Annotated in this window: 27 protein-coding genes; 14 read left to right on the top strand and 13 right to left on the bottom strand. The window is 69.3% G+C overall.

Features of this window, described 5'->3' with window-relative positions:
• Window positions 1–5 precede the first annotated feature (5 nt).
• Window positions 6–473, top strand: a complete 468-nt coding sequence (locus ML342_RS01300) for an Lrp/AsnC family transcriptional regulator (RefSeq protein ID WP_240125099.1) — start codon at window positions 6–8, stop codon at window positions 471–473.
• A gap of 2 nt (window positions 474–475) precedes the next feature.
• Here the strand turns inward: ML342_RS01300 and ML342_RS01295 are convergent, their stop codons facing one another.
• The 8 genes from ML342_RS01295 to fabA all read right to left on the bottom strand — a co-directional run bounded on the left by ML342_RS01295 (window position 476) and on the right by fabA (window position 5,860).
• Window positions 476–1,210, bottom strand: a complete 735-nt coding sequence (locus tag ML342_RS01295) for a peptidoglycan-binding protein (RefSeq protein WP_240125098.1) — start codon at window positions 1,208–1,210, stop codon at window positions 476–478.
• A 141-nt stretch (window positions 1,211–1,351) separates the two neighbouring features.
• On the bottom strand, window positions 1,352–1,756 hold the full coding sequence (locus tag ML342_RS01290) for an RNA-binding S4 domain-containing protein (RefSeq protein ID WP_240125097.1): 405 nt from the start codon (window positions 1,754–1,756) through the stop codon (window positions 1,352–1,354).
• Between the two features lie 72 nt (window positions 1,757–1,828).
• Window positions 1,829–2,236, bottom strand: coding sequence for a 50S ribosomal protein L19 (gene rplS, locus ML342_RS01285; RefSeq protein WP_240125096.1), 408 nt, complete (start codon window positions 2,234–2,236; stop codon window positions 1,829–1,831).
• Window positions 2,237–2,411: 175 nt separating this feature from the next.
• Window positions 2,412–3,185 (bottom strand): tRNA (guanosine(37)-N1)-methyltransferase TrmD, encoded by a 774-nt coding sequence (gene trmD / locus ML342_RS01280; protein WP_240125095.1) that lies wholly within the window; start codon window positions 3,183–3,185, stop codon window positions 2,412–2,414.
• Between the two features lie 12 nt (window positions 3,186–3,197).
• Window positions 3,198–3,719, bottom strand: a complete 522-nt coding sequence (gene rimM / locus ML342_RS01275) for a ribosome maturation factor RimM (RefSeq protein ID WP_240125094.1) — start codon at window positions 3,717–3,719, stop codon at window positions 3,198–3,200.
• 50 nt (window positions 3,720–3,769) lie between these two features.
• Complete coding sequence (rpsP, locus tag ML342_RS01270; RefSeq protein WP_240125093.1) at window positions 3,770–4,018, bottom strand: 30S ribosomal protein S16; 249 nt, start codon at window positions 4,016–4,018, stop codon at window positions 3,770–3,772.
• Window positions 4,019–4,134: 116 nt separating this feature from the next.
• Window positions 4,135–5,343: a beta-ketoacyl-ACP synthase I gene (gene fabB, locus ML342_RS01265; RefSeq protein WP_240125092.1), complete on the bottom strand. Its 1,209-nt coding sequence runs from the start codon at window positions 5,341–5,343 to the stop codon at window positions 4,135–4,137.
• Between the two features lies 1 nt (window position 5,344).
• On the bottom strand, window positions 5,345–5,860 hold the full coding sequence (gene fabA / locus ML342_RS01260; RefSeq protein WP_240125091.1) for a 3-hydroxyacyl-[acyl-carrier-protein] dehydratase FabA: 516 nt from the start codon (window positions 5,858–5,860) through the stop codon (window positions 5,345–5,347).
• Between the two features lie 177 nt (window positions 5,861–6,037).
• On the opposite strand from fabA, the gene zwf reads away from it, so the two are divergent.
• The 5 genes from zwf to ML342_RS01235 are packed head-to-tail and all read left to right on the top strand — an operon-like array spanning window position 6,038 to window position 11,694.
• Entirely contained in the window at window positions 6,038–7,507 is a 1,470-nt protein-coding gene (gene zwf / locus ML342_RS01255) for a glucose-6-phosphate dehydrogenase (protein WP_240125090.1), read from the top strand.
• Between the two features lie 6 nt (window positions 7,508–7,513).
• Complete coding sequence (gene pgl, locus ML342_RS01250; RefSeq protein ID WP_240125089.1) at window positions 7,514–8,209, top strand: 6-phosphogluconolactonase; 696 nt, start codon at window positions 7,514–7,516, stop codon at window positions 8,207–8,209.
• 1 nt (window position 8,210) lies between these two features.
• Window positions 8,211–10,040, top strand: coding sequence for a phosphogluconate dehydratase (gene edd, locus ML342_RS01245; RefSeq protein WP_240125088.1), 1,830 nt, complete (start codon window positions 8,211–8,213; stop codon window positions 10,038–10,040).
• Window positions 10,037–11,047, top strand: coding sequence for a glucokinase (gene glk / locus ML342_RS01240; RefSeq protein WP_240125087.1), 1,011 nt, complete (start codon window positions 10,037–10,039; stop codon window positions 11,045–11,047). Before edd ends, glk begins: the two co-directional genes overlap by 4 nt.
• Before the next feature lie 2 nt (window positions 11,048–11,049).
• On the top strand, window positions 11,050–11,694 hold the full coding sequence (locus ML342_RS01235) for a bifunctional 4-hydroxy-2-oxoglutarate aldolase/2-dehydro-3-deoxy-phosphogluconate aldolase (RefSeq protein WP_240125086.1): 645 nt from the start codon (window positions 11,050–11,052) through the stop codon (window positions 11,692–11,694).
• Between the two features lie 9 nt (window positions 11,695–11,703).
• Here the strand turns inward: ML342_RS01235 and ML342_RS01230 are convergent, their stop codons facing one another.
• Genes ML342_RS01230 through ML342_RS01220 form a run of 3 tightly spaced genes read right to left on the bottom strand, consistent with a single transcriptional unit; the run spans window position 11,704 to window position 14,038 of the window.
• Complete coding sequence (locus ML342_RS01230; protein ID WP_439655127.1) at window positions 11,704–11,940, bottom strand: DUF6587 family protein; 237 nt, start codon at window positions 11,938–11,940, stop codon at window positions 11,704–11,706.
• Complete coding sequence (gene feoB, locus ML342_RS01225; protein WP_240125085.1) at window positions 11,937–13,790, bottom strand: ferrous iron transporter B; 1,854 nt, start codon at window positions 13,788–13,790, stop codon at window positions 11,937–11,939. The genes ML342_RS01230 and feoB overlap by 4 nt, the downstream gene beginning before the upstream one ends.
• Window positions 13,787–14,038 carry a FeoA family protein gene (locus tag ML342_RS01220; protein WP_240125084.1) on the bottom strand — a complete coding sequence of 84 codons (252 nt, stop codon included), beginning with the start codon at window positions 14,036–14,038 and terminating at the stop codon, window positions 13,787–13,789. Before ML342_RS01220 ends, feoB begins: the two co-directional genes overlap by 4 nt.
• Before the next feature lie 135 nt (window positions 14,039–14,173).
• Between ML342_RS01220 and ML342_RS01215 the strand changes: the two genes are divergently transcribed.
• From ML342_RS01215 to yeiP, 6 genes are all read left to right on the top strand, one after another.
• Complete coding sequence (locus ML342_RS01215; protein WP_240125083.1) at window positions 14,174–14,959, top strand: enoyl-CoA hydratase/isomerase family protein; 786 nt, start codon at window positions 14,174–14,176, stop codon at window positions 14,957–14,959.
• Complete coding sequence (locus tag ML342_RS01210; RefSeq protein ID WP_240125082.1) at window positions 14,959–16,959, top strand: acetyl/propionyl/methylcrotonyl-CoA carboxylase subunit alpha; 2,001 nt, start codon at window positions 14,959–14,961, stop codon at window positions 16,957–16,959. Before ML342_RS01215 ends, ML342_RS01210 begins: the two co-directional genes overlap by 1 nt.
• 22 nt (window positions 16,960–16,981) lie before the next feature.
• Window positions 16,982–17,872, top strand: a complete 891-nt coding sequence (locus tag ML342_RS01205) for a hydroxymethylglutaryl-CoA lyase (RefSeq protein ID WP_240125350.1) — start codon at window positions 16,982–16,984, stop codon at window positions 17,870–17,872.
• 30 nt (window positions 17,873–17,902) lie between these two features.
• Window positions 17,903–18,397 carry a GNAT family N-acetyltransferase gene (locus ML342_RS01200; RefSeq protein ID WP_240125081.1) on the top strand — a complete coding sequence of 165 codons (495 nt, stop codon included), beginning with the start codon at window positions 17,903–17,905 and terminating at the stop codon, window positions 18,395–18,397.
• A gap of 66 nt (window positions 18,398–18,463) precedes the next feature.
• The gene (locus ML342_RS01195) at window positions 18,464–19,234 is read left to right on the top strand and encodes an SDR family NAD(P)-dependent oxidoreductase (protein ID WP_240125080.1); all 771 of its coding nucleotides are present in this window, start codon (window positions 18,464–18,466) and stop codon (window positions 19,232–19,234) included.
• A gap of 46 nt (window positions 19,235–19,280) precedes the next feature.
• Window positions 19,281–19,847 carry an elongation factor P-like protein YeiP gene (gene yeiP, locus ML342_RS01190; protein ID WP_240125079.1) on the top strand — a complete coding sequence of 189 codons (567 nt, stop codon included), beginning with the start codon at window positions 19,281–19,283 and terminating at the stop codon, window positions 19,845–19,847.
• A gap of 66 nt (window positions 19,848–19,913) precedes the next feature.
• Here yeiP and ML342_RS01185 read toward each other — a convergent pair whose 3' ends face one another.
• Window positions 19,914–21,296 carry a D-2-hydroxyglutarate dehydrogenase gene (locus ML342_RS01185; RefSeq protein WP_240125078.1) on the bottom strand — a complete coding sequence of 461 codons (1,383 nt, stop codon included), beginning with the start codon at window positions 21,294–21,296 and terminating at the stop codon, window positions 19,914–19,916.
• 118 nt (window positions 21,297–21,414) lie between these two features.
• Between ML342_RS01185 and serA the strand changes: the two genes are divergently transcribed.
• On the top strand, window positions 21,415–22,659 hold the full coding sequence (gene serA, locus ML342_RS01180) for a phosphoglycerate dehydrogenase (RefSeq protein ID WP_240125077.1): 1,245 nt from the start codon (window positions 21,415–21,417) through the stop codon (window positions 22,657–22,659).
• A gap of 2 nt (window positions 22,660–22,661) precedes the next feature.
• Here the strand turns inward: serA and ML342_RS01175 are convergent, their stop codons facing one another.
• Window positions 22,662–23,222, bottom strand: coding sequence for an NUDIX hydrolase (locus ML342_RS01175; protein WP_338064965.1), 561 nt, complete (start codon window positions 23,220–23,222; stop codon window positions 22,662–22,664).
• A 120-nt stretch (window positions 23,223–23,342) separates the two neighbouring features.
• On the opposite strand from ML342_RS01175, the gene ML342_RS01170 reads away from it, so the two are divergent.
• Window positions 23,343–24,956: an amino acid permease gene (locus ML342_RS01170; protein WP_240125076.1), complete on the top strand. Its 1,614-nt coding sequence runs from the start codon at window positions 23,343–23,345 to the stop codon at window positions 24,954–24,956.
• The last annotated feature ends 15 nt before the right edge of the window (window positions 24,957–24,971 follow it).

Here is a 24,971-nt window from a genome sequence, read left to right as displayed (position 1 = left end):
TCCGCATGCTCGACCGAATCGACTACGCCCTGCTGCGGCTGCTGCGGAAGAATGCGCGGCTGCCCAACAAGGACCTGGCGGACAAGACCGGGATCGCCCCTTCCACCGCGCTGGAGCGGGTGCGGCGGATGCGCGAGGCGAAGATCCTGCTGGGCTACCACGCCGAGATCGCGCCGGAGGCGCTCGGCATCGGCCTGCAGGCGATGGTGTCGGTACGCCTGGCGCGGCATTCGCGCGCGCTGGTGGACGGTTTCCACCGCCACCTGCTGAGCCTGCCGGAAGTGCTGGCCTGCTATCACGTGGCCGGTGCCGACGACTTCCTCGCCCATGTCGGGGTGCGCGACAGTGAACATCTGCGCCAGTTCACCCTGTCCGCGTTCACCGAGCGCGAAGAGGTGGCGCACATCGAGACCCGGCTGATCTTCGAGTTTCAGCGCAACGTGGACCTGCCGCCGCTGCCCGCAGCGAACTGATGCTACTGGAACAGGCGGTAGGTGCGGGTGGAGACTTCGCCCATCCAGTGGTAATAGCTCACCCGCCAGCGCCGGCCCACGTTCGGCTCCCACGGGTCGTACACCATCAACGTAGTACCGCGCCCGCTGGGATCGTTGTCGCCGCGCACGCCCACCACCAGGGTCATGTGCCCGGGGCTGCCCTGGTAGCCGCTGGGGACGCGCTTGAGATAGCCGCTCGGGCTCCACAGGGTGTCCACCATCACCGGCCCCTGCCGCACCATGCCGGCGAATGCCTGCGGGGTCCACGACGTCGGTGGATAGAAACGCAGCCCATGCACGCGCGCATAGCGCTCGGTCAGCGGTCGCCAGTTGGCGAGATCGGAGGCGTTGTACAGCCCGTTCACATCGTCCCACATGTCGGACGGCGTGGCGGCCTTGACCGCCGCCACGCTGCTGCGCTTGAGCATGGCGGTGGCAGCGGCCCAGCAGGTGGAGCTGGTCGGCTGCGGGATGAAGGGCCGCTGGTGCTGGACCGGCGGATAGGCCTCGGTATCGAACAGCGCGTTCTGGGTGCAGGGGCCGGCTTCGCCGTCCACCACCAGCCAGGCCTGGTCCTGGAAGCGGCGCACCGCGTCCTGCGTGCGCGGCCCGTAACGGCCATCCGGCTGCAGGTTGCAGCCCGGCAGCTTGCGATTCAGCGCCTCCTGCAGGCGCCGCACCTCGGGCCCGCTGGACCCATTCCTGAGCACCGTCATCTGCCTCTCCGCCGCAAACCTTGCAATGCCGCGCAGGATGCGGAGCCATCGGCGCCGCCGCCATTCCCGAAACGGCCTATGCGCCCCTTGCGTTCGGCATAGGGGAAAGGCCGCACGGCAACGCGAGCGGCGGCAGGCGGGCTACAGCGCGTCGATATCGCCCAACGCACGGATCAGGCGGCGGGCACGCTTGTCCGGCTTGGTCTCGGGCGGCTGGTAGCCGGCGCGCTCGGCCGCACGCTGCGCGCGCGCGAGCTCGCGCGCCTGGCGCGAGGCCTCGGATTCGCGGTACAGAGCCTGGGCGACGCTGGCCGGGCCGCGCGTATCGCTGAGCGCCAGCACTTCGATCTCGAACCGCTCCTCCGCGCGCTGCACGATCAGTGCATCGCCCACCCGCACGCCGCGCGCGGGCTTGGCGCGCTGGCCGCCGACCTCGACCTTGCCGGTTTCGATCGCACGCTTGGCCAGCGCACGGGTCTTGAAGAAGCGCGCGGCCCACAGCCACAGGTCGAGGCGGACGCTGGCACTGACGTCTGGAATCGGCATGCGGAGGCGTTGCTGCGCTGGAAACGCAAACGGCCACCCAAGGGTGGCCGTCGCAAGAACCGCGAAGGCGCCTTACTCGGCGGCCGCGGCGGCCGCGGCGGCCTTGGCCTTGGCGTTGCCGGCCAGATCTTCCTTGATGCGCGCCTTCTTGCCTTCCAGGCCCCGCAGGTAGTACAGCTTGCTGGCGCGCACATCGCCACGGCGCTTGACTTCCACCGACTCGATCGTGGGGCTGTGGGTCTGGAACACGCGCTCGACGCCATAGCCGTGAGAAATCTTGCGCACGGTGAACGAAGAGTTCAGACCGGCGTTCTTCTTCGCGATCACCACGCCCTCATAGGCCTGCACGCGCTCGCGGTTGCCTTCCTTCACCTTGACGTTGACGACGACGGTGTCGCCGGGGCCGAAGTCGGGCAGCTTGCGCGCCACCTGGGCGGCTTCGAAGTCCTGGACGAGGGTGTGGATCGAGGGCTTGTTCATGGGGATCAACCTGTCAAAAATGTTGCGTGCACGGCACGCGCCTGTTGGAGTCGTTGTTGCGCGAGTGCACGTGGACCCGCGTCATGGCACTAAAGATTCTGGGACAAAGCCCAGCCGCGCATTATAGCCGGAAATCTTGACGCGTGTCGGCTGTCTCAGGCCCAGGCATCGCGCCTCAGGCGTCCTCGTCCGGCGGTTTGCCAGCCGCCGCCAGCCATTGCGTCCGGAATGCCTCCAACAGGGCGCGATCAGCCTTCGACAGCGCCGCCTCGTTCAGCAGGTCGGGCCGGCGCAGCCAGGTGCGTCCGAGCGACTGCTGCCGCCGCCAGCGCGCGATCTCGGCGTGATTACCGGACAGCAGCACCTCCGGCACCCGGCCCAGCGGGTGTTCCACCGGGCGGGTGTAATGCGGGCAATCCAGCAACCCGTCGCCCTCGAAGCTGTCCTGGGCCGCGGAGTCGGCATCACCCAGGGCGCCGTCCAGCAGCCGCGCCACCGCGTCGATCACCACCGCCGCGGCCAATTCGCCGCCGGACAGCACGTAGTCGCCGATCGACAGCTCTTCGTCCACCTCGGCCTGCAACAGGCGTTCGTCCACCCCTTCATAGCGGCCGCACAGCAGGATCAGGCGCGGCAGCGCCGCCAGCTCGCGCACCTTGCGCTGGTCGAGGCGACGCCCCTGCGGACTGAGATAGACCACCCGCGCCGGCGCAGGATCGGCCGCGCGCGCGGCGGCCAGGGCGGCGCGCAGCGGGTCGATCAGCATCACCATGCCCGGGCCGCCGCCGAACGGGCGATCGTCCACCCGGCGGTAATTGCCTTCGGCGAAATCGCGCGGGTTCCAGCCCTGGATCGTCAGCAGCCCGCGCTCGCCGGCACGCCCGACCACGCCGTGCGCAGCAAGCTGCGCGACGAACTCGGGAAACAGGCTGACGATGTCGAAGCGCATGCCGGCAGGACGCTAGAAATCCGGGTCCCAGTCCACCGTCACCAGACCGGCCTCGAAATCGACGCCGCGGATGAAGTCGGGCTGGACGAACGGGATCATGCGCTCGCGCTCGCCCTGCGCCACCAGCACGTGGTTGGCGCCGTTATCGAACAGGTAGGCCACGCGCCCGAAGTCCACGCCCTCGACATTGGCCACGCGCAGGCCTTCCAGGTCCACCCAGTAGTACTCGCCGGGCGCTGGCGGCGGCAGGACGCTGCGCGGCACCAGCACCTCGGTTCCGCGCAGTGCGTCGGCGGCATCGCGATCGGTGACACCGGGCAGGGTGGCGATCAGGCCCTTGGCGCCGGCGCGCACTTTTGCTCCCTCGCACACACGCTCGCCACCGCGCGCATCGCGCAGGGTCCACGGCTGATAGCGGGCAATGGCGCGGGCCGGCTCGGTATAGCTTTCCAGCTTGACCTCTCCGCGCACGCCGAACGCACCGTGCAAGCGGCCCACGGCAATCATCCGCTGACCGGCTGACGGTGCGCTCATCGGAATCAATGCATCCGGCGACGCCGCTGCACGGGCGTCGCCGCGGTGGATCAAGCCGCCTTGGCGGCCGCCTTGTACAGGTCGGCGACCTTGTCGGTCATCTGCGCGCCGTTGTCCACCCAGTACTTCAGGCGCTCCAGGTTCAGCTCGACGCGCTTTTCCTGGCCCTGCGCCACCGGGTTGTAGTAGCCCAGGCGCTCGATGTTACGGCCGTCGCGCGCACTGCGGCTGTCGGTGACGATGATGTGATAGAAGGGACGCTTCTTCGCGCCACCACGGGTGAGACGGATCTTGACCATAGCGTTTCAGTGTTGCCCAGCGGCCGGGATGGCCGGGTAAGCGGAGAATGATAGCCGGTTTTCCGCCCCAAACCAAGGCTCAGGACGTCGGCTGACCACGCAGGGACCGCCCGCCATCAGGCGCGCGCGAACACCAGCGCGGCGTTGGTGCCGCCGAAGCCGAAGCTGTTGGACATCACCACGTCCAGCCGCGCCTCGCGGCTCGTGCGCACGATCGGAAAGCCCTCCGCCTGCGGGTCAAGCACGTCGATGTTGGCGGAGCCGGCGATGAAGCCGTCGCGCAGCATCAGCAGGCTGTAGATCGCCTCGTGCACGCTCGCGGCGCCCAGCGAATGGCCGCTCAGCGCCTTGGTGGACGACAGCGGCGGCATCGCATCGCCGAACACCTCGCGCACTGCTTTGAGCTCGACGATGTCGCCCAACGGGGTCGCGGTGCCATGGGTATTGAGGTAATCCACCGGACGATCGACGTGGGCCAGCGCCATCTGCATGCAGCGCACCGCGCCTTCTCCGCTGGGCGCAACCATGTCGGCGCCGTCGCTGGTGACGCCGTAGCCGACCAGCTCGGCATAGATGCGAGCACCGCGCGCGACCGCATGATCCCAGTCCTCCAGCACCAGCATGCCGCCACCGCTGCCGATCACGAAACCGTCGCGGCCGGCATCGTACGGACGCGAGGCGCGCTCGGGCGTGGCGTTGTAGCCGGTGGACAGCGCACCCATCGCGTCGAACATCACCGTCATCGTCCAGTCCAGGTCCTCGCCGCCGCCGGCGAACACGATGTCCTGCACGCCATGGCGGATCAGGTCCGCGGCCGCGCCGATGCAGTGCGCGGAGGTCGCGCAGGCGGCGCTGATGGAGTAGCTCACACCCTTGATGTGGAAGGCGGTGGCGAGATTGGCGGATACCGTGGAGCACATCGTGCGCGGCACCATGTACGGCCCCACCTTGCGCGCGCCGCGAGTGCGGGCGATGTCGGCGGTCTCCACCTGCCAACGGCTGGAGCCGCCGCCCGAGCCCGCGATCAGGCCGGTGCGCGGATGGCTGACCTGCGCCTCGTCCAGCCCGGCATCGGCGATCGCATCCCGCAGCGCCAGATAGCTGTAGGCGGCGGCATCGCTCATGAAGCGCTTCAGCTTGCGGTCGATCGCGGCCTCGAGGTCCACCTCGACCGCGCCGCCCACCTGGCTGCGCAGGCCGCGCTCGACCGAGTCGGGCAGCGTGCGGATGCCGGAGCGGCCCTCGCGCAGGGCGCGCGAGACGGTATCCAGATCGTTGCCGAGGCAGGACGTGATGCCCATGCCAGTGATTGCGACGCGACGCATGTCAGAGACTTTCCGTAGAAGTAAACAGGCCAACCCGCAGGTCCTTGGCGGTGTAGATCTCGCGACCATCCACCAGGGTGCGGGCATCGGCCTGCGCCACCACCAGCTTGCGGTTGATGACGCGGGCGACGTCGATCTCGTAGCTCACCACCTTGGCGGTGGGCAGTACCTGGCCGCTGAACTTCACTTCGCCGCAACCGAGCGCACGCCCGCGCCCAGGCGCGCCGAGCCAAGTCAGATAGAAGCCGACCAGCTGCCACATCGCATCCAACCCGAGGCAGCCCGGCATCACCGGGTCACCGAGGAAATGGCACTGGAAGAACCAGAGATCCGGGCGGATGTCCAGCTCGGCGCGGACGAAGCCCTTGCCATGCGTGCCGCCGTGGTCGTTGATCTCGACGATGCGGTCGAACATCAGCATCGGAGGCGCCGGAAGGCGCGCGACGCTGTTGGGAAACAACTCGCCACGGGCGCTGGCCAGCAGCTGTTCACGGGTAAAGGAAGAAGCGCGGGGCATGCCATGGCCTTGAGGAATCTGGAAGCGGATTCTAAATCGCAGCCCCTGGACATACCCAGACGTATGCGCGATGCGGCCAGAGATGCGGCCAGACATGAATGAAATCGTGTGCAGGCCATCGCGTACGGCAAAGCGTATTAAGCTCGAAACACCTTACGCTCTTCCAGACCACGCTACGTGACCCGCCCTGCATCCGCTTCACTGCTGACCATCTTCGGCGCCACCGGTGATTTGGCCCGGCGCATGCTGTTGCCCTCGCTGTACAGCCTGCAGGCCGAACGTCTGCTGCCGGAGGGCATGCGCATTCTCGGCAGCGCGCGTAGTGAGCTGGATCGCGAGGGCTTCGTGCAGTTGGTGGCTGACAGCATCGCGCAGCGCATCCCCGCGCACGAGCGCAGCGAGGATGCCCTGCGCGGCCTGCTGGAGCGCCTGGACTACCTGCCCGCCGGCGCCGATGACGATGCCTCGATGGCGGCACTGGCCGCGCGCGTGCAGGCCCTGCGCACAGGCGATGTGCTCTACCACCTGAGCACCGCGCCGAAGTTCTATGGCCCCATCTGCCAGGCGCTGGCCGCGCATGGCGCCGCCGGATCCGGCACCCGGGTGATGCTGGAAAAGCCAATCGGCAACGATCTGGCCAGCGCCATCGCCATCAATGAGGCAGTGGCGCACGCCTTCGACGAGGAGCGCGTGTATCGGGTCGATCACTACCTCGGCAAGGAAGGCGTGCAAAACCTGATCGCGCTGCGCTTCGGCAATGCGCTGTTCGAACCACTGTGGAACGCCCGCCACATCGAGCAGGTGCAGATCTCGGTCGCCGAGACCGTCGGCGTGGAGGGCCGCGGCGACTATTACGACGAGGCCGGCGCATTGCGCGACATGCTGCAGAACCACCTGCTGCAGCTGCTGTGCCTGGTCGCGATGGAGCCGCCGGCGCGGTTCGACCCGAGCGCGGTGCGCAACGAGAAGATCAAGGTGCTGCGCTCGCTGCGTGCGATCGACGCCGGCAACGTCGCCAGCGAATCGGTCACCGGTCAATACACCGCCGGCGCGGTCGAAGGCCGCCTGGTTCCCGGCTACGCCGAGGAACTGGGGCACCCCAGCCCTACCGAAACCTTCGTGGCCCTGCGCGCGCACGTGGACAACTGGCGCTGGTCCGGGGTGCCGTTCTATCTGCGTACCGGCAAGCGCCTGCCGGCGCGCAGCACCGAGATCTATCTGCAGTTCCGCAAGGTCCCGTACTCGATCTTCGGCGGCGCGGCGGCCGCCGACATGCGCCCGAACGGGCTGCTGATCAAGCTGCAGCCCGAGGAGCGCATCGAACTCGACCTGATGAGCAAGACTCCAGGGCTGGACCGGCACGGCCTGCGCCTGTCGCAGGTGGCACTGGACCTCGATTTCCACCAGGAGTTTTCCAGCGCGCGCCGGCGCATCGCTTACGAGCGGCTGTATTTGGATGCAATCGAAGGCAACGGCACCCTGTTCGTGCGCCGCGACGAGACCGAAGCCGCCTGGCAGTGGGTGGACGCGATCGCCTCCGGCTGGCGCGCTGCCAGCATGCTGCCGCGCCCTTATCCTGCCGGCACCTGGGGCCCGGCGGCCGCAGCCTCGCTTCTGGATCGCCTCGGCCATGCCTGGCGGGAGTAAACCGCGATGGGGGTCCGCTTCCACGCACATGCCGACCCCGATGCCCTGACCAGGGCTGTCGCCGCGGTGCTGGCCAAGCGCTGCGATGCCGGCGTGGCCGAGCGCGGCCATGCCTGGCTGGCGCTGGCCGGCGGGCGCACCCCGCTTCCGATCTACGCACGCCTCGCCGCGTCGAAGCGGCCCGGCCGCCTCGACGTGGTTCCTACCGACGATCGCTGTGTCGCGCATGACCACCCCGCCAGCAATGTGAGGGAGCTGCGCGCGGCATTCACAGCCACGCGCGATGCGCAGGTGCACGCGCTGACCTGCGCCGATGGCGACATCCAGGCATCGTTGATGCAGGCACGCGCCCTGCTATCCGCCCATCCTGCGCCGTTCGATGCGGTACTGCTCGGCATGGGCGCGGACGGTCACATCGCCTCGCTGTTCCCGGGCGATGCCAACCTGGCCGCCGGTCTGGCCCTGGACAGTGGCCAGGAGGTCATCGCCACCCTGCCCGATCCGCTGCCGCCGCAGGCCCCGTTCGCGCGCATCAGTCTGACCCTGCCACGCCTGCTGCGCGCACACAGCGTATTGCTGGCGATCACCGGGCAGGACAAACGCGCGATGCTGGAACGCGCCTGGCACGCCCGCGACTCATCGCTTCCGATCGCCGCCCTGCTGCGAGCCGGCCTCCCCATCGACGTTCACTGGAGTCCTTAAGATGGCCGTCCCCCTGCATCCCGTCATCGCGCGCATCACCGCCCGGATCGCCGAACGCAGCCGCGCGACCCGTGCCGGGTATCTGGCGCAGATGGAGGCAGCACGCGCCCAGGGTCCGTTCCGTCACCGGCTCTCCTGCGGCAACCTCGCGCACGCCTTCGCCGCTGCCGGCCCTGACAAACCGGCCCTGCGCGCTGGACGCGGCCCCCACATCGGCATCGTCACCGCCTATAACGACATGCTCAGCGCGCACCAGCCGCTGGAACACTACCCGGCGCTGATCCGGATGGCCGCGCGCAACGCCGGCGGCAGCGCGCAAGTGGCCGGCGGCGTGCCGGCGATGTGCGACGGCATCACCCAGGGCCGCGCCGGGATGGAGCTTTCGCTGTTCTCGCGCGACGTGATCGCGATGGCCACCGCGGTGGCGCTCTCGCACGACTGTTTCGACGCCGTGCTGTGTCTTGGCGTATGCGACAAGATCGTGCCGGGCATGCTGATCGGCGCGCTCCGCTTTGGCCACCTGCCGGTGATCTTCGTGCCGGCCGGGCCAATGCCCTCGGGCATTCCCAACAAGCAGAAGGCGGAAGTGCGCCAGCGCTACGCGCTCGGCCAGGCCAGCCGCGACGAGCTGCTGGACGCCGAGGCGGCTTCCTACCACGCGCCCGGCACCTGCACCTTCTATGGCACCGCCAACTCCAACCAGATGCTGATGGAGGTGATGGGCCTGCACCTGCCCGGCAGCGCCTTCGTGCCGCCCAATACCCCGCTGCGCGATGCGCTGACCGTGGCCGCGGCCGAGCAGGCGCTGCGCATCACCGCGCTCGGCGACGACTATCGACCGCTGGCGCGCACCATCGACGAAAAAGCCATCGTCAATGCGATGGTCGGGCTGGCCGCCACCGGCGGCTCCACCAACCACACGCTGCATCTGGTCGCGATCGCGCGCGCGGCCGGGCTGCTGATCGACTGGGACGATTTCGACGCGATTTCACGCGCCACCCCGCTACTGGCGCGGATCTACCCCAACGGCGCGGCCGATGTGAATCAGTTCGAAGCCGCCGGCGGCATCGGCTTCGTGATCGCGCAACTGCTGGACGCCGGGCTGCTGCACGAGGACATCGCCTGCATGCATGGCGGCAGCCTGCGCCAGCAGGCGATGCAGCCGTATCTGGACGATCTGGCCCTGCGCTGGCGGGCCCCTTCCGCGCAATCGGGCGACCTCGACATCGTGCGCCCGGTCAGCGCGCCGTTCGATGCCGAAGGCGGCCTGCGCCGGCTGCAAGGCAATCTCGGCCGCGCCGTGGTCAAGATTTCCGCGGTCGCGCCAGAGTTCCGCCGGATCACGGCATCGGCACGGATCTTCGACTCGCAGGACGCCCTGCTCGCGGCGTTCCAGGCCGGTGCGCTGGAAGGGGATTTCGTCGCGGTGGTGCGCGGCCAGGGGCCGCGCGCCAACGGCATGCCGGAGCTGCACAAACTCACCCCGACCCTGGCCGCCCTGCAGGACCGCGGCCAACGCGTCGCCCTGCTCACCGACGGCCGCATGTCCGGCGCCTCGGGCAAGGTGCTGGCAGCGATCCATCTCACCCCGGAAGCTGCCTGCGGCGGGCCGCTGGCGAAGCTACGCGAAGGCGATCTGGTGCGCATCGACGCCGAGGCCGGAACCGTGGAAGCCCTAGTCGATGCCGCCGAATGGGAGGCCCGCTCGCCGGCCGCGCTGGCACTGGACGCCAATCAGGCAGGCACCGGGCGCGAGCTGTTCGGGCTGATGCGCCACACCGTCGGCTCCGCCGAAGAAGGCGCCTGCAGCCTGTTCGGGGCCGATGCATGAGCACGGATTCGCTGGCCCTGGTAGGCGATATCGGCGGGACCAATGCCCGCTTCGCGCTGGTGGATCTGACGGCGCCGCGGACCGAGCTGCGCGCCTCGAAGTCGCTGCCGAACGCCGAGTTCGCCAGCCTGCAGCATGCGATCGAACACTATCTGGCCGACGTGCAGGCGGCCCCGCGCCGCGCTGCGCTGGCGGTGGCCTGCCCGGTGGGCAGCGACGAGATCCGGCTGACCAACCGCGCCTGGTCGTTCTCACGCAACGAGCTGCAAGCCGCGCTGGGGCTCTCCGAACTGCGCATGCTCAACGACTTCGGCGCGGTCGCCTGGGCCGTGCCGGCGCTGGCGGACGAGCATCTGGTGACCCTGCATGGCGATGCGCGCGCGCCGCTACGTGGGCCGATCAGCGTGCTCGGCCCCGGCACCGGGCTGGGCGTGGCGCTGCTGGTCGGGGATGGCGAACGCGGCTGGCAGGTGGTGGAAACCGAAGGTGGCCACGTCGGCTTCGCCCCGATCGGCGACGAAGAGCGCGCGATCGCCGCATGGCTGACCGCCCAGCACGGGCGCACGTCCACCGAGCGCCTGCTGTGCGGCCGCGGCCTGTCGGAAATCGACCTGGTGCTGCGCGGGGCGGCCGTGCCGCCCGCGGCTACCCTGCTGCCGGGCGAGAGCAGCCTGCGCCGCCCGGCCCTGCGCGATCCGGCCGAGATCGTGGCCGCCGCGCTGGATGGGCATGACCTGGCCGCACGCCGCGCGCTGGCGCGCTTCTGCGCGGTGCTGGGCAGCGTGGCCGGCGACTGCGCCCTGATCCACGGCGCGCGCCGGGTGATGATCGCTGGTGGCATCGTGCCGCGCTTCCTGCCGTTCCTGCGCAGCAGCGCCTTCCGCGAGCGTTTCCTGGCCAAAGGCCGCATGGCGACCCTGCTGGAATCGGTCCCGATCCAGGTCATCACCCACCCCCATCCCGGCCTGCTCGGCGCCGCCTGCGCGCTGCGCGCCTCGGAGTCCTAACCATGTTCGATCCCATCCAGCTGCGCGAACGCATCGATGCCGTGTTCGCGCGCGCGCCGGTGATCCCGGTGCTCACCATCGCCCGCCTGGAGGATGCCCTGCCGCTGGCGCGCGCCCTGCTCGCCGGCGGCCTGCCGGTACTGGAAGTGACCCTGCGCACGCCCTGCGCGCTGGACGCCATCGCCCTGCTCAGGCGCGCGCTGCCCGAGGCCTGCGTGGGCGCGGGCACGGTGCTATCCGCCGAAGACCTGGCGCGCGTGGCAGATGCCGGCGCCGCCTTCGCGATCTCGCCTGGCGCCACCGACGCGCTCTATGCGGCCGGCAAAGACTGCGGCATTCCACTGATCCCCGGCATCGCCACCGCCAGTGAGCTGATGCGCGGGTTGGAACATGGCTGGCAACGCTTCAAGTTTTTCCCGGCCGAGGCCAGCGGCGGCGTGGCCGCGCTCAAGGGCCTGGCCGGGCCGCTGCCGATGGCACGCTTTTGTCCCACCGGTGGAATCGACGCCGGCAAGGCGCCGGCTTATCTCGCGCTGCCCAACGTGGCCTGCGTCGGCGGTTCGTGGATGCTGCCGGAGGATGCCATTGGCGCGGGTGATTGGACGCGCATCACCCAGCTCGCGCAGCAGGCGGCACTGCGCCGCTGAAGCGCGCTTTCAGTCGCAACCATCGCAGCCGCTACAGCGCTTGCCGTGGTCTTGCACCGGCGGTGCGATCCGGCGTGCCAGCGCGTGCATCCACGCCGGCCGCCCAGGACGCGCCAACGGCAGCGCCAGCATCAGCCGCAGGCGACGGCTGACATTCGGAAACTGCCTGCGCATGACCACCGCCGCGCTGGCCAGCACCGCCAGCGCGACCAGCAGGTATTGCAGCCACAGCGGCACTGCGATCATCCCGCCCCCAAGACCGATACGAGATGGTAGGTCAGTAGCGAGGCCAGATAGGCCAGCGCGAACAGATAGCCAGCGGCGAACACGGTCTGCCGCCAGGAATGGGTCTCGCGGCGGATCGTCACCAGGGTCGACAGGCACTGCGGCGCATAGATGTACCAGACCAGCAGCGACAGCCCGGTGGCCAGCGACCACTGGCTCTGCAGCAGCGGAGCCAGCGCCTGCGCCGCCGCTTCGTCGCTACCGGCGGACAGCGCATACACGGTCGCCAGCGAGGACACCACTACCTCGCGCGCGGCCAGCCCCGGAATCAGCGCGACGCAAATCTGCCAGTTGAAGCCGATTGGCGCAAAGACATACGTAAGCGCATGCCCGATACGACCGGCCAGGCTGTAGTCGATCGCCGGGCCGGCGGCGCCCGGGGGCGGAGCCGGGAAACTCAGCAGAAACCAGAGCAGGACGGTCAGCGCCAGGATGATGCCGCCCACCCGCTTGAGAAAGATCAGTGCCCGCTCCCACAGCCCGATCGCCAGATCGCGCGGATGCGGCAGGCGGTAGGACGGCAGTTCCATCAGCAACGGATGCTCGCTCCCATCATGACGCCATGTCTTCATCGCGAAAGACACCAGCAGCGCGCTGAGGATGCCGGCCATATACAGACCGAACAGCACCAACCCCTGCAGGTTCAGCCCGAGCCAGACGTCGCGCCGCGGCACGAACGCGCCGATCAGCAGCGTGTAGATGGGCAGCCGCGCCGAGCAGGTCATCAGCGGCGCGACCAGGATCGTGGTCAGGCGGTCGCGCGGGTCCTGGATCGAACGCGTGGCCATGATGCCGGGCACCGCGCAGGCGAAGCTGGACAGCAGCGGGATGAAACTGCGTCCGGACAGGCCCGCCGCCGCCATCGGCCGGTCCAGCAGGAATGCCGCGCGCGGCAGATAGCCGGATTCCTCCAGCGCCAGGATGAACAAAAACAGAATCAGGATCTGCGGCAGGAACACCAGCACGCTGCCGGCTCCGGCGATCACACCGTCCACCAGCAGGCTGCGCAGCGGTCCTTCGGGCAACGCCTGACCGAGCTGGACGCCGACCCAGGTGGTGGCTGCCTCGATCGCCTCCATCAGCGGCGCGGACCAGGCGTACACCGCCTGGAAGATCAGGAACATCACCAGCGCCAGCACCAGCAGCCCAACCACTGGATGCAGCAGCCAACGGTCGAGCGCATCGTCGATCGCCGCGGTGCGGCGCGGCATGCGCACCGCCAACCCCAGCAGCCTGCGCACCTCGGCGTGCAGTGCCGCCTCGTCGAGCTGCCGGGTCTCGGGCGGCGCTGCCGGCATGTGCTGCAGAGCCTGCACCAGCGCCTGCGCGCCGTCGCGGCGCACCGCCACCGTCTCCACCACCGGCACCCCGAGTTCGCGCGCCAAGGCCGCGGCGTCGATCGCGATCCCGCGCCGGCGCGCCACGTCCATCATGTTCAGCGCCACCAGCATCGGGCGCCCGAGCGCACGCAGCTCCAGCACGAAACGCAGGTGCAAGCGCAGATTGGTGGCATCCACCACGCATACCAGGACGTCCGGAGCCGGCTCGCCGGGATAGAAGCCGCGGATCAAATCGCGCGTCACCGCCTCGTCCAGGCTGGCCGCATGCAGGCTGTAGGCGCCCGGCAAGTCCAGCACCGAACAGCGCTGCCCGGACGGCAGCGTCAGCCAGCCCTCCTTACGCTCGACGGTGACACCGGCATAGTTGGCCACCTTCTGGCGGCTGCCGGTGAGCAGATTGAACAGCGCAGTCTTGCCGCAGTTGGGATTACCGACCAGGGCGATACGCGAAACGGCGACGGAATGACTCATGCGCCGGCTCCGTCATGGCCGCGCAGACGCACGCGTGCGGCCTCGACCCTGCGCAGCGCGAAGCGGGTGAAGCCCACCTGCACCAGCAGCGGGTCGGCGCCCAGAGGCCCGGTCGCGACCACCGTGACCGGCTCGCCGGCGACGAACCCGAGTTCACGTAGCCGGCGCGCCACTGGGTCGTTGGGCGCGCGCTCATCGACCGCGGCAACGACGGCGGATTTGCGCGGCGGAAGTTCGGTCAGCACCATGCAGGCGGCACACAAATAGGAATCGTTCTCGATTCTAGCACCAAGAGGAAGCGCCGCCTTGATCCTGCGCAAGCCCGGCCAATGTGGCGTTTATCATTGCGCTTGGCCCGAAACTCCCGGAGACCCGCTGCGCCCATGCCCGCTGCCCTGCACCTCGACCGCCAGGGTCCACTCGCGCGCCTGCGCCTGACGCGCCCTGATCTGCGTAACGCCTTCGACGCCGCGCTGATCGCGGAACTCACCGCTGCCCTGCAGACGCTGGCAACCGCCCCCGACGTGCGCGTCGTGGTGCTCGAAGGCGACGGCCCCGCGTTCTCCGCCGGCGCCGATCTGAACTGGATGCGCGCCATGGCCGCCGCCAGCGAGGAGCAAAACCGCGAGGATTCGCTCGCCCTCGCCCGCCTGATGCGCACCCTGGACGAACTGCCGAAGCCGACCATCGCGCGCGTCCACGGCGATGCCTACGGCGGCGGGGTGGGCCTGGTGGCCTGCTGCGACATCGCCATCGGGGTGCCCACGGCGAAGTTCGGCCTGACCGAAAGCAGGCTGGGCCTGCTGCCGGCGGTGATCTCGCCGTATGTGATCGCCGCCATCGGCAGCCGCAACGCGCGCCGCTATTTCGCAACCGCTGAAATCTTCGATGCCGCCGAAGCCCTGCGCATTGGCCTGCTGCATCAGGTCGTTCCCACGGAGACGCTGGATGCGGCGGTGCAGCGCCAGGTCGATCTACTGCTGAACGCCGCCCCGCGGGCGAGCGCGACCGCCAAGCAGCTGGTGCGTGCCGTGTGCGCGCATCACGACGGCGCCAGACACGACGCCGACAACGCCGCCCTGATCGCCCGCCTGCGCGTCTCCCCCGAGGGCCAGGAAGGCATCGCCGCTTTCCTGGAAAAACGCAAGCCCCGCTGGATGCCCCGCTGATGTTCGAATCCCTGCTCATCGCCAACCGCGGCGAAATCGCCTGCCGCGTGATCCGCACCGCGCGCAAGCTCGGCATCCGCACTATCGCGGTGTTCTCCGAGGCCGACGCCGACGCCCAGCACGTGCGGCTGGCCGACGAGGCGCACTGCATCGGCGGCCCGCGCCCGCAGGACAGCTACCTGCGCGGCGACGCCATCCTCGAAGTGGCGAGGAAGACCGGCGCGCAGGCGATCCACCCCGGCTACGGCTTTCTGTCCGAGAACGCCGACTTCGCCGACGCGGTGCAGGCCGCCGGGCTGGTGTTCGTGGGCCCATCCGGCGCCTCGATGCGCAAGATGGGCAGCAAGGCCGGCGCCAAGGACCTGATGGCCGCCGCCGGCGTGCCGGTGGTGCCGGGCTACACCGGCGAGGACCAGTCGCCCGAGCGGCTGCAGCGCGAGGCCGACCGCATCGGCTACCCGCTGATGATCAAGGCCGCGCACGGCGGCGGCGGTAAGGGCATGCGCATCGTGCGCGAACCCTTCGAGTTCGCTTCCGCCCTGGAAAGCTGCCAGCGCGAGGCCAAAAACGCCTTCGGCCGCGACCGCGTGCTGCTGGAGCGCTACATCGAGCATCCGCGCCACATCGAGATCCAGGTATTCGCCGACCATCACGGCCATGCGCTGCATCTGGGCGAGCGCGAGTGCTCGGCGCAGCGCCGCTACCAGAAGGTGCTGGAGGAATCGCCCTCGCCGTTCCTCACCCCGGAGCTGCGCGCCGCGATGGGCGCCGCGGCGGTGCAGGCGGCGCGCGCGATCGATTATGCCAACGCCGGCACGGTGGAGTTCATCGTGGCCCCAAGCGGCGAGTTCTTCTTCATGGAGATCAACACCCGCCTGCAGGTGGAACACCCGGTCACCGAGCTGGTGACCGGGCTCGACCTGGTGGAATGGCAGCTGCGGATCGCCGCCGGCGAGCCGCTGCCGCTGGCGCAGGAGGCCATCGTGCAGCGCGGCCATGCGATCGAGGTGCGGCTGTATGCGGAAGACCCCGATGCCGGCTTCCTGCCCGGCTCCGGCACCCTGCAGACGCTGCGCCTGCCGCCGCCGTCGCGGCACGTGCGGATCGACGCGGGCGTGGTCGAGGGCGACACCGTCACCATTTTCTACGACCCGATGATCGCCAAGCTCATCGTGTGGGACGAAGACCGCCCGCGCGCGCTGGCGCGCCTGCGCGAGGCGCTGGCGCACTGCCGGATCGCGGGCCCGAAATCGAACGTGGCCTTCCTCGAACGGCTGGTGCGGCACCCGGCGGTGGTGGAGGCGCGGATCGACACCAGCTACCTCGACCGCCATCTCGACGAATTCCTCGCCCCCGCCTGCCCGGAGCCGTCCGCGGTGCTGGCCGCCGCCTGCGCCTGCCTGCTGGCGCAGGAAGCGGCAGCCGCCACGGCGGCCGCGGCCTCGCCCGACCCAACCTCGCCATGGGCGCTGGCCGACGGCTGGCGCCTGGGCCATGCCGGCGCGCGCCGGCTGCACCTGCTGCACGGCGAGGCCAGGATCGAACTGCGTGCGCACGGCCACGGCGGCCACTATCGTGTGCTGCGTGACGGACATCCCCACGTGATCGATGGCGCACGCTGGCAGGACGGCGCGCTCAGCCTGCGCATCGACGGCGCGATGCGCCGCTTCCACGCCGACACCGATCTCGCCACCGGCCAGGTGCAGGTGCATGATGGCCACACCCGGCTGACCCTGCGGATCGACGCCGGCAACCGCGACGGCGGCGGCGGCGAGGCCGCCGGCGACCACCGCATCCGCGCGCCGATGCCCGGCCGCGTAGTGCTGGTGCAGGCCCGCCCCGGACAGTCGGTCAAAGCCGGCGAGGTGGTGCTGGTGCTGGAGGCGATGAAGATGGAGCTGGCCCTGAAGGCCCCGCGCGACGGCGTGCTGGCGGAGCTGCGCGCCGCCGCCGGCGACTTCGTGGATGCCGATGCCGTGCTGGCCGTGCTGGAGGATTGATCCCATGTCCGCATCCGCTGCCATGCCCGCCGCCGTCCGCATCGTGGAAGTCGGCCCGCGCGACGGGCTGCAGAACGAGAAGACCGACATCGGCACCGCGCGCAAGATCGAGCTGATCGACCGCCTGTCGCAAACCGGCCTGCGCAGCATCGAGGCCACCGCCTTCGTCAGCCCGAAGTGGGTGCCGCAGATGGCCGATGCCGCCGAGGTGCTGGCCGGGATCGCGCGCGCGCCGGGCGTGTCCTACCCGGTGCTGGTGCCGAACGAAGCCGGCTACGACCGCGCCCTTGCCGCCGGCGCGCGGGAAGTGGCGGTGTTCACCGCGGCCTCCGAGGCGTTCAACCGCAGGAACACCAACGCCGGGATCGAGGAGTCGCTGCAGCGCTTCCAGCCTGTGCTGGAGCGCGCCCGCGCCGACGGGGTGCGCGTGCGCGGCTACGTCTCCACCGTGCTCGGCTGCCCCTACCAGGGCGAGGTGCCGCTGGCCGACGTGGTGCGCGTGGCGCGCGCCCTGTATCAGATGGGCTGCTACGAAATCTCGCTCGGCGACACCATCGGCGTCGGTACCCCGGGCAAGGCGCGCGCGATGCTGCGCGCGGTCGCCGGCGAAGTGCCGATGGCCGCGCTGGCGATCCATTTCCACGATACCTACGGGCAGGCACTGGCGAACGTGCTGGCCTGCCTGGAGGAAGGCGTGGCGGTGGTGGACAGCGCGGTGGCCGGCGCCGGCGGCTGCCCGTATGCGAAAGGCGCCAGCGGCAACCTCGCCAGCGAGGATCTGGTGTACATGCTGCACGGACTGGGCATCGAAACCGGGGTGGACCTGGCGCGCCTGGCCGAGACCGGGCGCTGGCTGGCCGGCCTGCTCGGGCGCGAAACCGGCAGCAAGGTCGGCCGCGCGCTGTCCTCCTGATCCTCTCTCCTGCCGCCTGCCCGCTCCCACATGCCTCCATTTCTCCTGCGCCCGATCCAACCCAGTGACGATGCGGCCATTGCCGCCATCATCCGCACCGTGATGCCGGAGTTCGGCGCGGTGGGCAGCGGCTTTGCCATCGCCGACCCGGAAGTGGACTGGATGAGCCGCGCCTACGCCGCACCGCGACATGCCTATTTCGTGGCCGAACGCGACGGGCGCGTGGTCGGAGGCGGCGGCATCGCGCCGCTTTCCGGCGGCGATCCCGACACCTGCGAGTTGCGCAAGATGTATTTCCTGCGCGAGGCGCGCGGGCTTGGCGCCGGCACGGCGCTGATGGCGCGCTGCCTGGAGACCGCGCGCGGCTTCGGCTTCACCCGCTGCTACCTGGAGACCCTGACCGGGATGGACGCGGCGATGCGGCTGTACGAGCGCAGCGGCTTTCGCCGCCTCGACGCCCCGCTGGGCGCCACCGGGCACGGCGGCTGCAATCGCTTCTACCTGCGCGACCTCGTGGCCGAATGAGCCCCCTCCGGCGGTCTGCCCTGCTCCGGTAAAATCCGCGCTTCCCCGCAGCAGCAGGATCTCCCTATGCAGCTTTCGAACGTCCGCGCCGTCGTCACCGGCGGCGTCTCCGGCCTCGGCCTGGCCGTGGCCCGGCATCTGGTCGCCCACGGCGGCAAGGTCGCCCTGTTCGACCTCAACGATGAAAAGGGCGCGGCCGCGGTCGCCGAACTCGGCGAGGCCAACGCCCGCTACTTCAACACCAACGTCACCGACGAAGTCCAGGTCGCTACCAACGTCGGCGCGGCGCAGGCCTTCCTCGGCGGGCTGAACGCCTGCATCAACTGCGCCGGCATCCTTGGCGCCGGGCGCGTGCTGGGCAAGACCGGCCCGATGACGCTCGCCCACTTCCAGACTACCGTGATGGTGAACCTGGTCGGCAGCTTCAATGTGGCCAAGGCCTGCGCCGACCGCATGCAGCACAACGACGCCGGCGCCGACGGCGAGCGCGGCGTGATCGTCAATACCGCCTCGGTGGCCGCCTACGAGGGCCAGATCGGCCAGGCCGCCTACTCCGCCAGCAAGGCCGGCGTGATCGGCATGACCCTGCCGATGGCGCGCGAACTGGCGCGCTTCGGCATCCGCGTGATGACCGTGGCGCCCGGCGTGTTCTGGACTCCGATGGTGGACGGCATGCCGGAAGACGTCCAGAAATCGCTGGCCGCGACCATCCCGTTCCCATCGCGCCTGGGCAAACCGGAGGAGTTCGCGGACCTGGTCGGCCACATTCTGACCAACGCCTACCTCAACGGCGAAACCATCCGCCTGGATGGCGCCACCCGGCTGGCCCCGAAGTAAGCCAGCCGCGCGCCATTCTTCCCACTCTGCACAGGCCAATCCACGCATGAAGGCTTACGACATCAAGAAAGGCAACGTCGTCGAATACAACGGCGGCGTGTACCAGATCCGCGACATCGAGCGCAGCAGCCCGCAGGGCCGCGGCGGCAACGTGCGCTACCGTTTCACCATGTACGCCATCCCCGGCGGCAACAAGCTGGACGCCAGCTTCGATGCCGACGACGATCTGCGCGAGGTGGACCTGGTGCGCCGTCAATGCACCTATTCCTACCGCGATGGCGACGCCTTCGTGTTTCTGGACGACGAGGACTACACCCCGTACACCCTGGATGCCGACGCGGTGGGCGATGCCGCCGGCTACATCGTGGAGGGGCTGAGCGGTATCTACGTGCAACTGATCGAGGATGCGCCGGTGGCGATCCAGCTGCCGCAGTCGGTGGCGATCGAAGTAGTGGATACCCCGCCGGAGCTGAAGGGCGGCACCGCCACCAAGCGCCCGAAGCCGGCCAAGCTGGCGACCGGCATCGAGATCATGGTGCCGGAGTACATCGGCAACGGCGAGAAGGTGTGGGTGAACACCACCACCGGCGAGTTCGCCGGACGGGCGGAGTAAGAACGCACCCACGAACGCCCGGCAAGCGCACGCAAACTTGCAAGCGCGCCAGCCGCCAATGCGGCTTCAATCGAACAGCTTGCCGGGGTTCATCACTCCGTTCGGGTCCAGCGCCGCCTTGATGCCGCGCATCGCCGCGATCTCCGCCGCGCTGCGCGTGCACCACAGGTAGGGCTTCTTCACCAGCCCGATGCCGTGCTCGGCCGAGATGCTGCCGCCATGCCGCTGCAACACTTCGGCCAGCAGCTTGGTGACGCGCTCGCAGTCGGCCACGAAGTCCGCCTGCGCCGCCGTTTCGGGCTTGAGGATGTTGATGTGCAGGTTGCCGTCGCCGATGTGGCCGAACCAGACCACCTCGAACTGCGGGTACTCGCGCGCCAGCAATGCCTGCGCCTCGGCAAGGAACGCCGGCATCGCCGCGATCCGCACCGACACGTCGTTCTTGTAGGGCAGGTATTTCGCCAGGCTTTCGGTGATGCCCTCGCGCAGGTGCCACAGCTGGGCCGCCTGCGCCTGGCTGGCGGCGATCACGCCATCGCTGGCCAGCCCCTCTCCCATGCACTGCTCGAACGCCGCCAGCGCCTCGGCCTCGCTGGTGTCATCGCTGGCGAACTCGGTGACCACGTAGAAGGGATGGACCGCATCGAACGGCGCCTGCCCGCCATGCGCCAGCACGTGCTTCAGGGCGACGTCGGTGAAGAACTCGAACGCCTGCAGTTGCAGCCGGCCGCGGAATGCGGCGAACACCTGCATCAGCGCCGTGAAACTGGGCAGCGCCAGCAGCATCACCCGGGTCGGCGGCGGCGGGTCGGTCAGCCGCAGCGTCGCCTCCACCACGATCCCCAGCGTGCCTTCCGAGGCAATCGCCAGATGACGCAGGTCGTAGCCGCTGGAATCCTTCACCAGTCCACGCCCCAGCCGCAGCACCTCGCCGCTGCCGGTGACGAAAGTGAGCCCGGCGATCCAGTCGCGGGTATTGCCGTAGCGCACCACCCGGATGCCGCCGGCATTGGTGGCGATATTGCCGCCGATGGTGCAGGAACCGCGCGCGGCGAAGTCCACCGGGTAGTACAGCCCGTGCGCGCGCGCCGCCTCCTGCGCCAGCTGCAGCGGAATGCCGGCCTGCACGCTGAGGCTGCGGTCCACCGGGTCGAAGCCCAGCACCCTGTTCATGCGTTCGAGGCTGACCACCAGCTCGCCGTTGGCGGCGACCGCCCCGCCCGACAGCCCGGTGCGCCCGCCCGAGGGCACCAGCGCCACGCCCTCGGCATTCGCCCAGCGCACCACCGCCTGCACCTCCTCCACGCTGCCCGGCAGGGCGATCGCGAGCGGCGCCGGCGTCCAGCGCCGGGTCCAGTCGCGGCCGTAGTGCGCAAGGTCGGCGGGATCGGTCAGCAGGCGCAGCCCAGGCAGGGCGGCGCGCAGCGAGGCAAGGCGAGCATCGGTCATGGAAAGGCGCAGGGCCGTCTGGACGTAGCCGGAACATAGCATGCCGCAGCGCAACAACGCGGGCGGTTTCTGGCTATAGTCGGCGCTCGTTTCCTCATCGCCTCGCCTGCACGCCGCCATGCCGCCGAAGAAGAAAACCTCGTTCCCGAAACAGGACATCCGCGTGCTGCTGCTGGAAGGCATCAGCGCGAGCGCGGTGGAGGCCTTCCGCGCGGCCGGCTATACCCAGATCGAAACCCACCCCAAGGCGCTACCGCCCGACAAGCTCAAGGAGCGCATCGCCCACGCCCACATCCTCGGCATCCGCTCACGCACGCAGCTGACCGCGGATGTGCTGGCCGAGGCACGGCGCCTGATCGCGGTCGGCTGCTTCTGCATCGGCACCAACCAGGTGGACCTGGACGCGGCCGAACTGGCCGGCATCCCGGTGTTCAACGCGCCCTACTCCAACACCCGCAGCGTGGCTGAACTGGTGGTGGCGCAGGCGGTGATGCTGATGCGCGGGATCCCTCAGAAGAACGCGCAGTGCCATCGCGGGGTCTGGGACAAATCCGCCGCCGGCAGCCACGAGGTGCGCGGCAAGACGCTGGGGATCATCGGTTACGGCCACATCGGCACCCAGGTCGGCGTGCTGGCCGAAGCGCTCGGAATGCGGGTGATCTTCCACGACATCCAGACCAAGCTGGCGCTGGGCAACGCGCAGCCGGCCGCGGGGCTGGACGACCTGCTCGCGCAGGCGGATGTGGTGACTCTGCACGTGCCGGAGACCCCGGCGACGCAGTGGATGATCGATTCCGAAAAGCTGAGCCTGATGAAGCCGGGCGCGCATCTGATCAACGCCTCGCGCGGCAGCGTGGTGGTGATCGACGCGCTGGCCTCGGCGCTGGCCTCGGGCCATCTAGGCGGCGCGGCGGTGGACGTGTTCCCGATTGAGCCGGAGGCCAACGGACCCGGCTTCGAGTCACCCCTGCGCGGCTTCGACAACGTGCTGCTCACTCCGCACGTGGGCGGCAGCACGCTGGAGGCACAGGACAACATCGGTACCGAGGTCGCCGCCAAGCTGATCCGCTACAGCGACAACGGCAGCACTCTGTCGGCGGTGAACTTTCCCGAGGTCACGCTCCCCGAGCACGCCGGCAGCCGGCGCTTCCTGCACATCCATCGCAACGTGCCGGGCGTGCTGTCGCAGGTCAACGAGGTATTCAGCCGGCATGCGCTCAACATCGACGGCCAGTTCCTGCGCACCCACCCGAAGGTGGGCTACGTGGTGATCGACGTGGCCGCCGACGAGGCGCAGGCCAGCGCGCTGCGCGAGGAACTGGCCGCGATTCCCGGCACCCTGCGCACGCGGGTGCTGTACTGACGCTACCGCGCGTCCTGCCGCCGCGCCATCCACTTGCCGGCCATGCGGCGCAGCGAGGCATCCGCCAAGGGATCGGCCGCCAGTTCGTCGATCCGGCGCCAGGCCAGATCCAGCGACTCCGGGCCGACCACGAAATCCTCGCACTCGCCCGCGTGCACCACATAGCGCACATCGTAATGCCAGTGGGCCGGCACGCCCTTGTGCTCGGGGATCCAGTGACGATCCAGATCGAAAATGTCCGGGGCGATGCGCAATCCCGAAAGCCCCGACTCCTCCTCGGCCTCACGCAGCGCGACGCGCACCAGATCGTGCTCGCCATCCGCATGCCCGCCGAGTTGCAGCCACATCCCCAGCTTGCGGTGATGGGTCAGCAGCACGCGCGCGCCGGTTCTATCCACCAGCCAGCACGAGGCGGTGAAATGCCCCGCCAGGCGCTCGCGCCGGAAGGGATCCTGCGGGTCTGCCAATAGCTCGCGAAACAGGGCCACCTTGGCCTGCTCGCCGGGATTGCAAGAGGCGTAATCGTCCAGTGCGGTGGAAAATCCGGTGTCTTCGACGCGCATCACGCTCCCTCTCGATAATGAATGCGCACATTATCCCGCGCCCTGACCGCCGGCGCTTGTGCCAGAGCCCCTAGAGCGTTTATGGTCGGCGGCTTGTGACTGCCGGCGCGGCGGTCATCCATGCACCAGCCAGTAAAGGGGAGCCACCTGATGCTGTTCCAGCGAATCAAGCCGCTCGACAAGATCCTCGAGACTGCCGAGAAGAAATCCCTCACCCGCCAGCTCGGCGCCTTCCAGCTGACCATGCTCGGGATCGGCGCCATCATCGGCACCGGTATCTTCGTGCTCACCGCCGCGGCGGCGCAAAAGGCCGGCCCGGGCATGATGTGGAGCTTCGTGATCGCCGGCGCGGTGTGCGCGGTGGCGGCGCTGTGCTATTCAGAGATCGCCGCGATGGTGCCGGTATCTGGCTCTGCCTACACCTACACCTATGCGGTGATGGGCGAGTTGCTGGCGTGGATGGTGGGCTGGGCGCTGATCCTGGAATATGCGGTCGCTGCCTCCGCGGTCTCGGTCGGCTGGTCCGGCTATTTCATGGGGCTGGTGAAAAGCGCGACCGGCTTCGAACTGCCCGCCGCGCTGGCCGCGGGCCCGGCATGGTCGTTCGCCAACGGCATCCCGCACGTCGATTTCAGCCACGGTGTGTTCAACCTGCCCGCCGTGCTGATCGCGCTGGCGATCACCGGCCTGCTGGTGATCGGCACCACCGAGAGCGCACGCGTCAACGCAGTGCTGGTGGCGATCAAGATCGCCGCGCTGAGCGCATTCATCGCATTGACCCTGCCCGTCATCGATAAGGGGCACTTCGAGCCGTTCGCACCGAATGGCTGGTTCGGCAACGGCAACGGCTCAGGGTTGGGCATCGTCGGTGCCGCGGCCTCGATCTTCTTCGCCTACGTCGGCTTCGACGCGGTCTCCACCGCGGCCGAGGAAACCAAGAACCCGCAGCGCAACGTCCCGATCGGTCTGATCGGCAGCCTGGCGGTGTGCACCATCTTCTACCTGCTGGTGGCCGCCGGCGCGGTCGGTGCGATCGGCGCCCAGCCGACCGCCCCCGGAGTGCAGCCCGGCACGCCGGAGTTCGTCGCCCAGTGCCAGGCGCTGCTGGCGCAGGGCCAGCAGCCGCTGGTCTGCTCCAACGAAGCGCTGGCGCACGTGCTGCGCATGCTGAACCACCCGCGCGTGGGCGACATGGTCGGCCTGGCCGCGAACCTGGCGCTGCCCTCGGTGATCCTGATGATGCTCTACGGGCAGACCCGCATCTTCTTCGTCATGGCGCGCGACGGCCTGCTGCCCGAGAGCCTGTCCGACGTGCATCCCAAGTGGAAGACGCCGCACAAGGTCACCCTCATCACCGGTCTGTTCGTCGCGCTGGCCGCCGCGCTGTTCCCGGTGGGCCAGTTGGCCGACATCTCCAACTCCGGCACCCTGTTCGCTTTCTTCATGGTGGCGCTGGCGGTGCTGATCCTGCGCGTGAAAGCCCCCCACCATCCGCGCCCTTTCCGCACCCCGCTGGTGTGGATCGTGGCCCCGGTGGCGGCGGCCGGTACCGTGTTCCTGTATCTCAACCTGCCGTTCGAAGCAAAGATGGTGCTGCCGGTCTGGGGCGGCATTGGCTTGGTGCTCTATTTCATCTATGGCTACCGCAAGAGCCATCTCGGCCGCGGCACCGTGGAAGTGCACGAAGGCGATGCCGGCATTCCGCCCAAGCCGGTTCCGCCGATCAAGGACTGACTTGATCCGCATCGG

This window comes from Thermomonas alba (assembly GCF_022419205.1).
Lineage (GTDB): Bacteria > Pseudomonadota > Gammaproteobacteria > Xanthomonadales > Xanthomonadaceae > Thermomonas > Thermomonas alba.
The sequence above is the reverse complement of the archived record's forward strand: the minus strand, read 5'-3'. Positions and strand labels throughout refer to the sequence as shown.

Bases quoted from the DNA above. Each gene is read 5' to 3' on its own strand.
- pgl (WP_240125089.1), top strand. From the start codon at position 7,514: ATGGGGGTCCGCTTCCACGCACATGCCGACCCCGATGCCCTGACCAGG.
- rplS (WP_240125096.1), bottom strand. From the start codon at position 2,236: ATGAACAAGCCCTCGATCCACACCCTCGTCCAGGACTTCGAAGCCGCC.
- glk (WP_240125087.1), top strand. From the start codon at position 10,037: ATGAGCACGGATTCGCTGGCCCTGGTAGGCGATATCGGCGGGACCAAT.
- ML342_RS01205 (WP_240125350.1), top strand. From the start codon at position 16,982: ATGCCCGCCGCCGTCCGCATCGTGGAAGTCGGCCCGCGCGACGGGCTG.
- edd (WP_240125088.1), top strand. From the start codon at position 8,211: ATGGCCGTCCCCCTGCATCCCGTCATCGCGCGCATCACCGCCCGGATC.
- ML342_RS01295 (WP_240125098.1), bottom strand. From the start codon at position 1,210: ATGACGGTGCTCAGGAATGGGTCCAGCGGGCCCGAGGTGCGGCGCCTG.
- trmD (WP_240125095.1), bottom strand. From the start codon at position 3,185: ATGCGCTTCGACATCGTCAGCCTGTTTCCCGAGTTCGTCGCGCAGCTT.
- fabA (WP_240125091.1), bottom strand. From the start codon at position 5,860: ATGCCCCGCGCTTCTTCCTTTACCCGTGAACAGCTGCTGGCCAGCGCC.
- ML342_RS01210 (WP_240125082.1), top strand. From the start codon at position 14,959: ATGTTCGAATCCCTGCTCATCGCCAACCGCGGCGAAATCGCCTGCCGC.
- ML342_RS01235 (WP_240125086.1), top strand. From the start codon at position 11,050: ATGTTCGATCCCATCCAGCTGCGCGAACGCATCGATGCCGTGTTCGCG.
- ML342_RS01220 (WP_240125084.1), bottom strand. From the start codon at position 14,038: ATGGTGCTGACCGAACTTCCGCCGCGCAAATCCGCCGTCGTTGCCGCG.
- ML342_RS01200 (WP_240125081.1), top strand. From the start codon at position 17,903: ATGCCTCCATTTCTCCTGCGCCCGATCCAACCCAGTGACGATGCGGCC.
- ML342_RS01290 (WP_240125097.1), bottom strand. From the start codon at position 1,756: ATGCCGATTCCAGACGTCAGTGCCAGCGTCCGCCTCGACCTGTGGCTG.
- rimM (WP_240125094.1), bottom strand. From the start codon at position 3,719: ATGAGCGCACCGTCAGCCGGTCAGCGGATGATTGCCGTGGGCCGCTTG.
- rpsP (WP_240125093.1), bottom strand. From the start codon at position 4,018: ATGGTCAAGATCCGTCTCACCCGTGGTGGCGCGAAGAAGCGTCCCTTC.
- serA (WP_240125077.1), top strand. From the start codon at position 21,415: ATGCCGCCGAAGAAGAAAACCTCGTTCCCGAAACAGGACATCCGCGTG.
- ML342_RS01195 (WP_240125080.1), top strand. From the start codon at position 18,464: ATGCAGCTTTCGAACGTCCGCGCCGTCGTCACCGGCGGCGTCTCCGGC.
- ML342_RS01170 (WP_240125076.1), top strand. From the start codon at position 23,343: ATGCACCAGCCAGTAAAGGGGAGCCACCTGATGCTGTTCCAGCGAATC.
- ML342_RS01185 (WP_240125078.1), bottom strand. From the start codon at position 21,296: ATGACCGATGCTCGCCTTGCCTCGCTGCGCGCCGCCCTGCCTGGGCTG.
- feoB (WP_240125085.1), bottom strand. From the start codon at position 13,790: ATGAGTCATTCCGTCGCCGTTTCGCGTATCGCCCTGGTCGGTAATCCC.
- yeiP (WP_240125079.1), top strand. From the start codon at position 19,281: ATGAAGGCTTACGACATCAAGAAAGGCAACGTCGTCGAATACAACGGC.
- ML342_RS01300 (WP_240125099.1), top strand. From the start codon at position 6: ATGCTCGACCGAATCGACTACGCCCTGCTGCGGCTGCTGCGGAAGAAT.
- fabB (WP_240125092.1), bottom strand. From the start codon at position 5,343: ATGCGTCGCGTCGCAATCACTGGCATGGGCATCACGTCCTGCCTCGGC.
- ML342_RS01215 (WP_240125083.1), top strand. From the start codon at position 14,174: ATGCCCGCTGCCCTGCACCTCGACCGCCAGGGTCCACTCGCGCGCCTG.
- ML342_RS01230 (WP_439655127.1), bottom strand. From the start codon at position 11,940: ATGATCGCAGTGCCGCTGTGGCTGCAATACCTGCTGGTCGCGCTGGCG.
- ML342_RS01175 (WP_338064965.1), bottom strand. From the start codon at position 23,222: ATGCGCGTCGAAGACACCGGATTTTCCACCGCACTGGACGATTACGCC.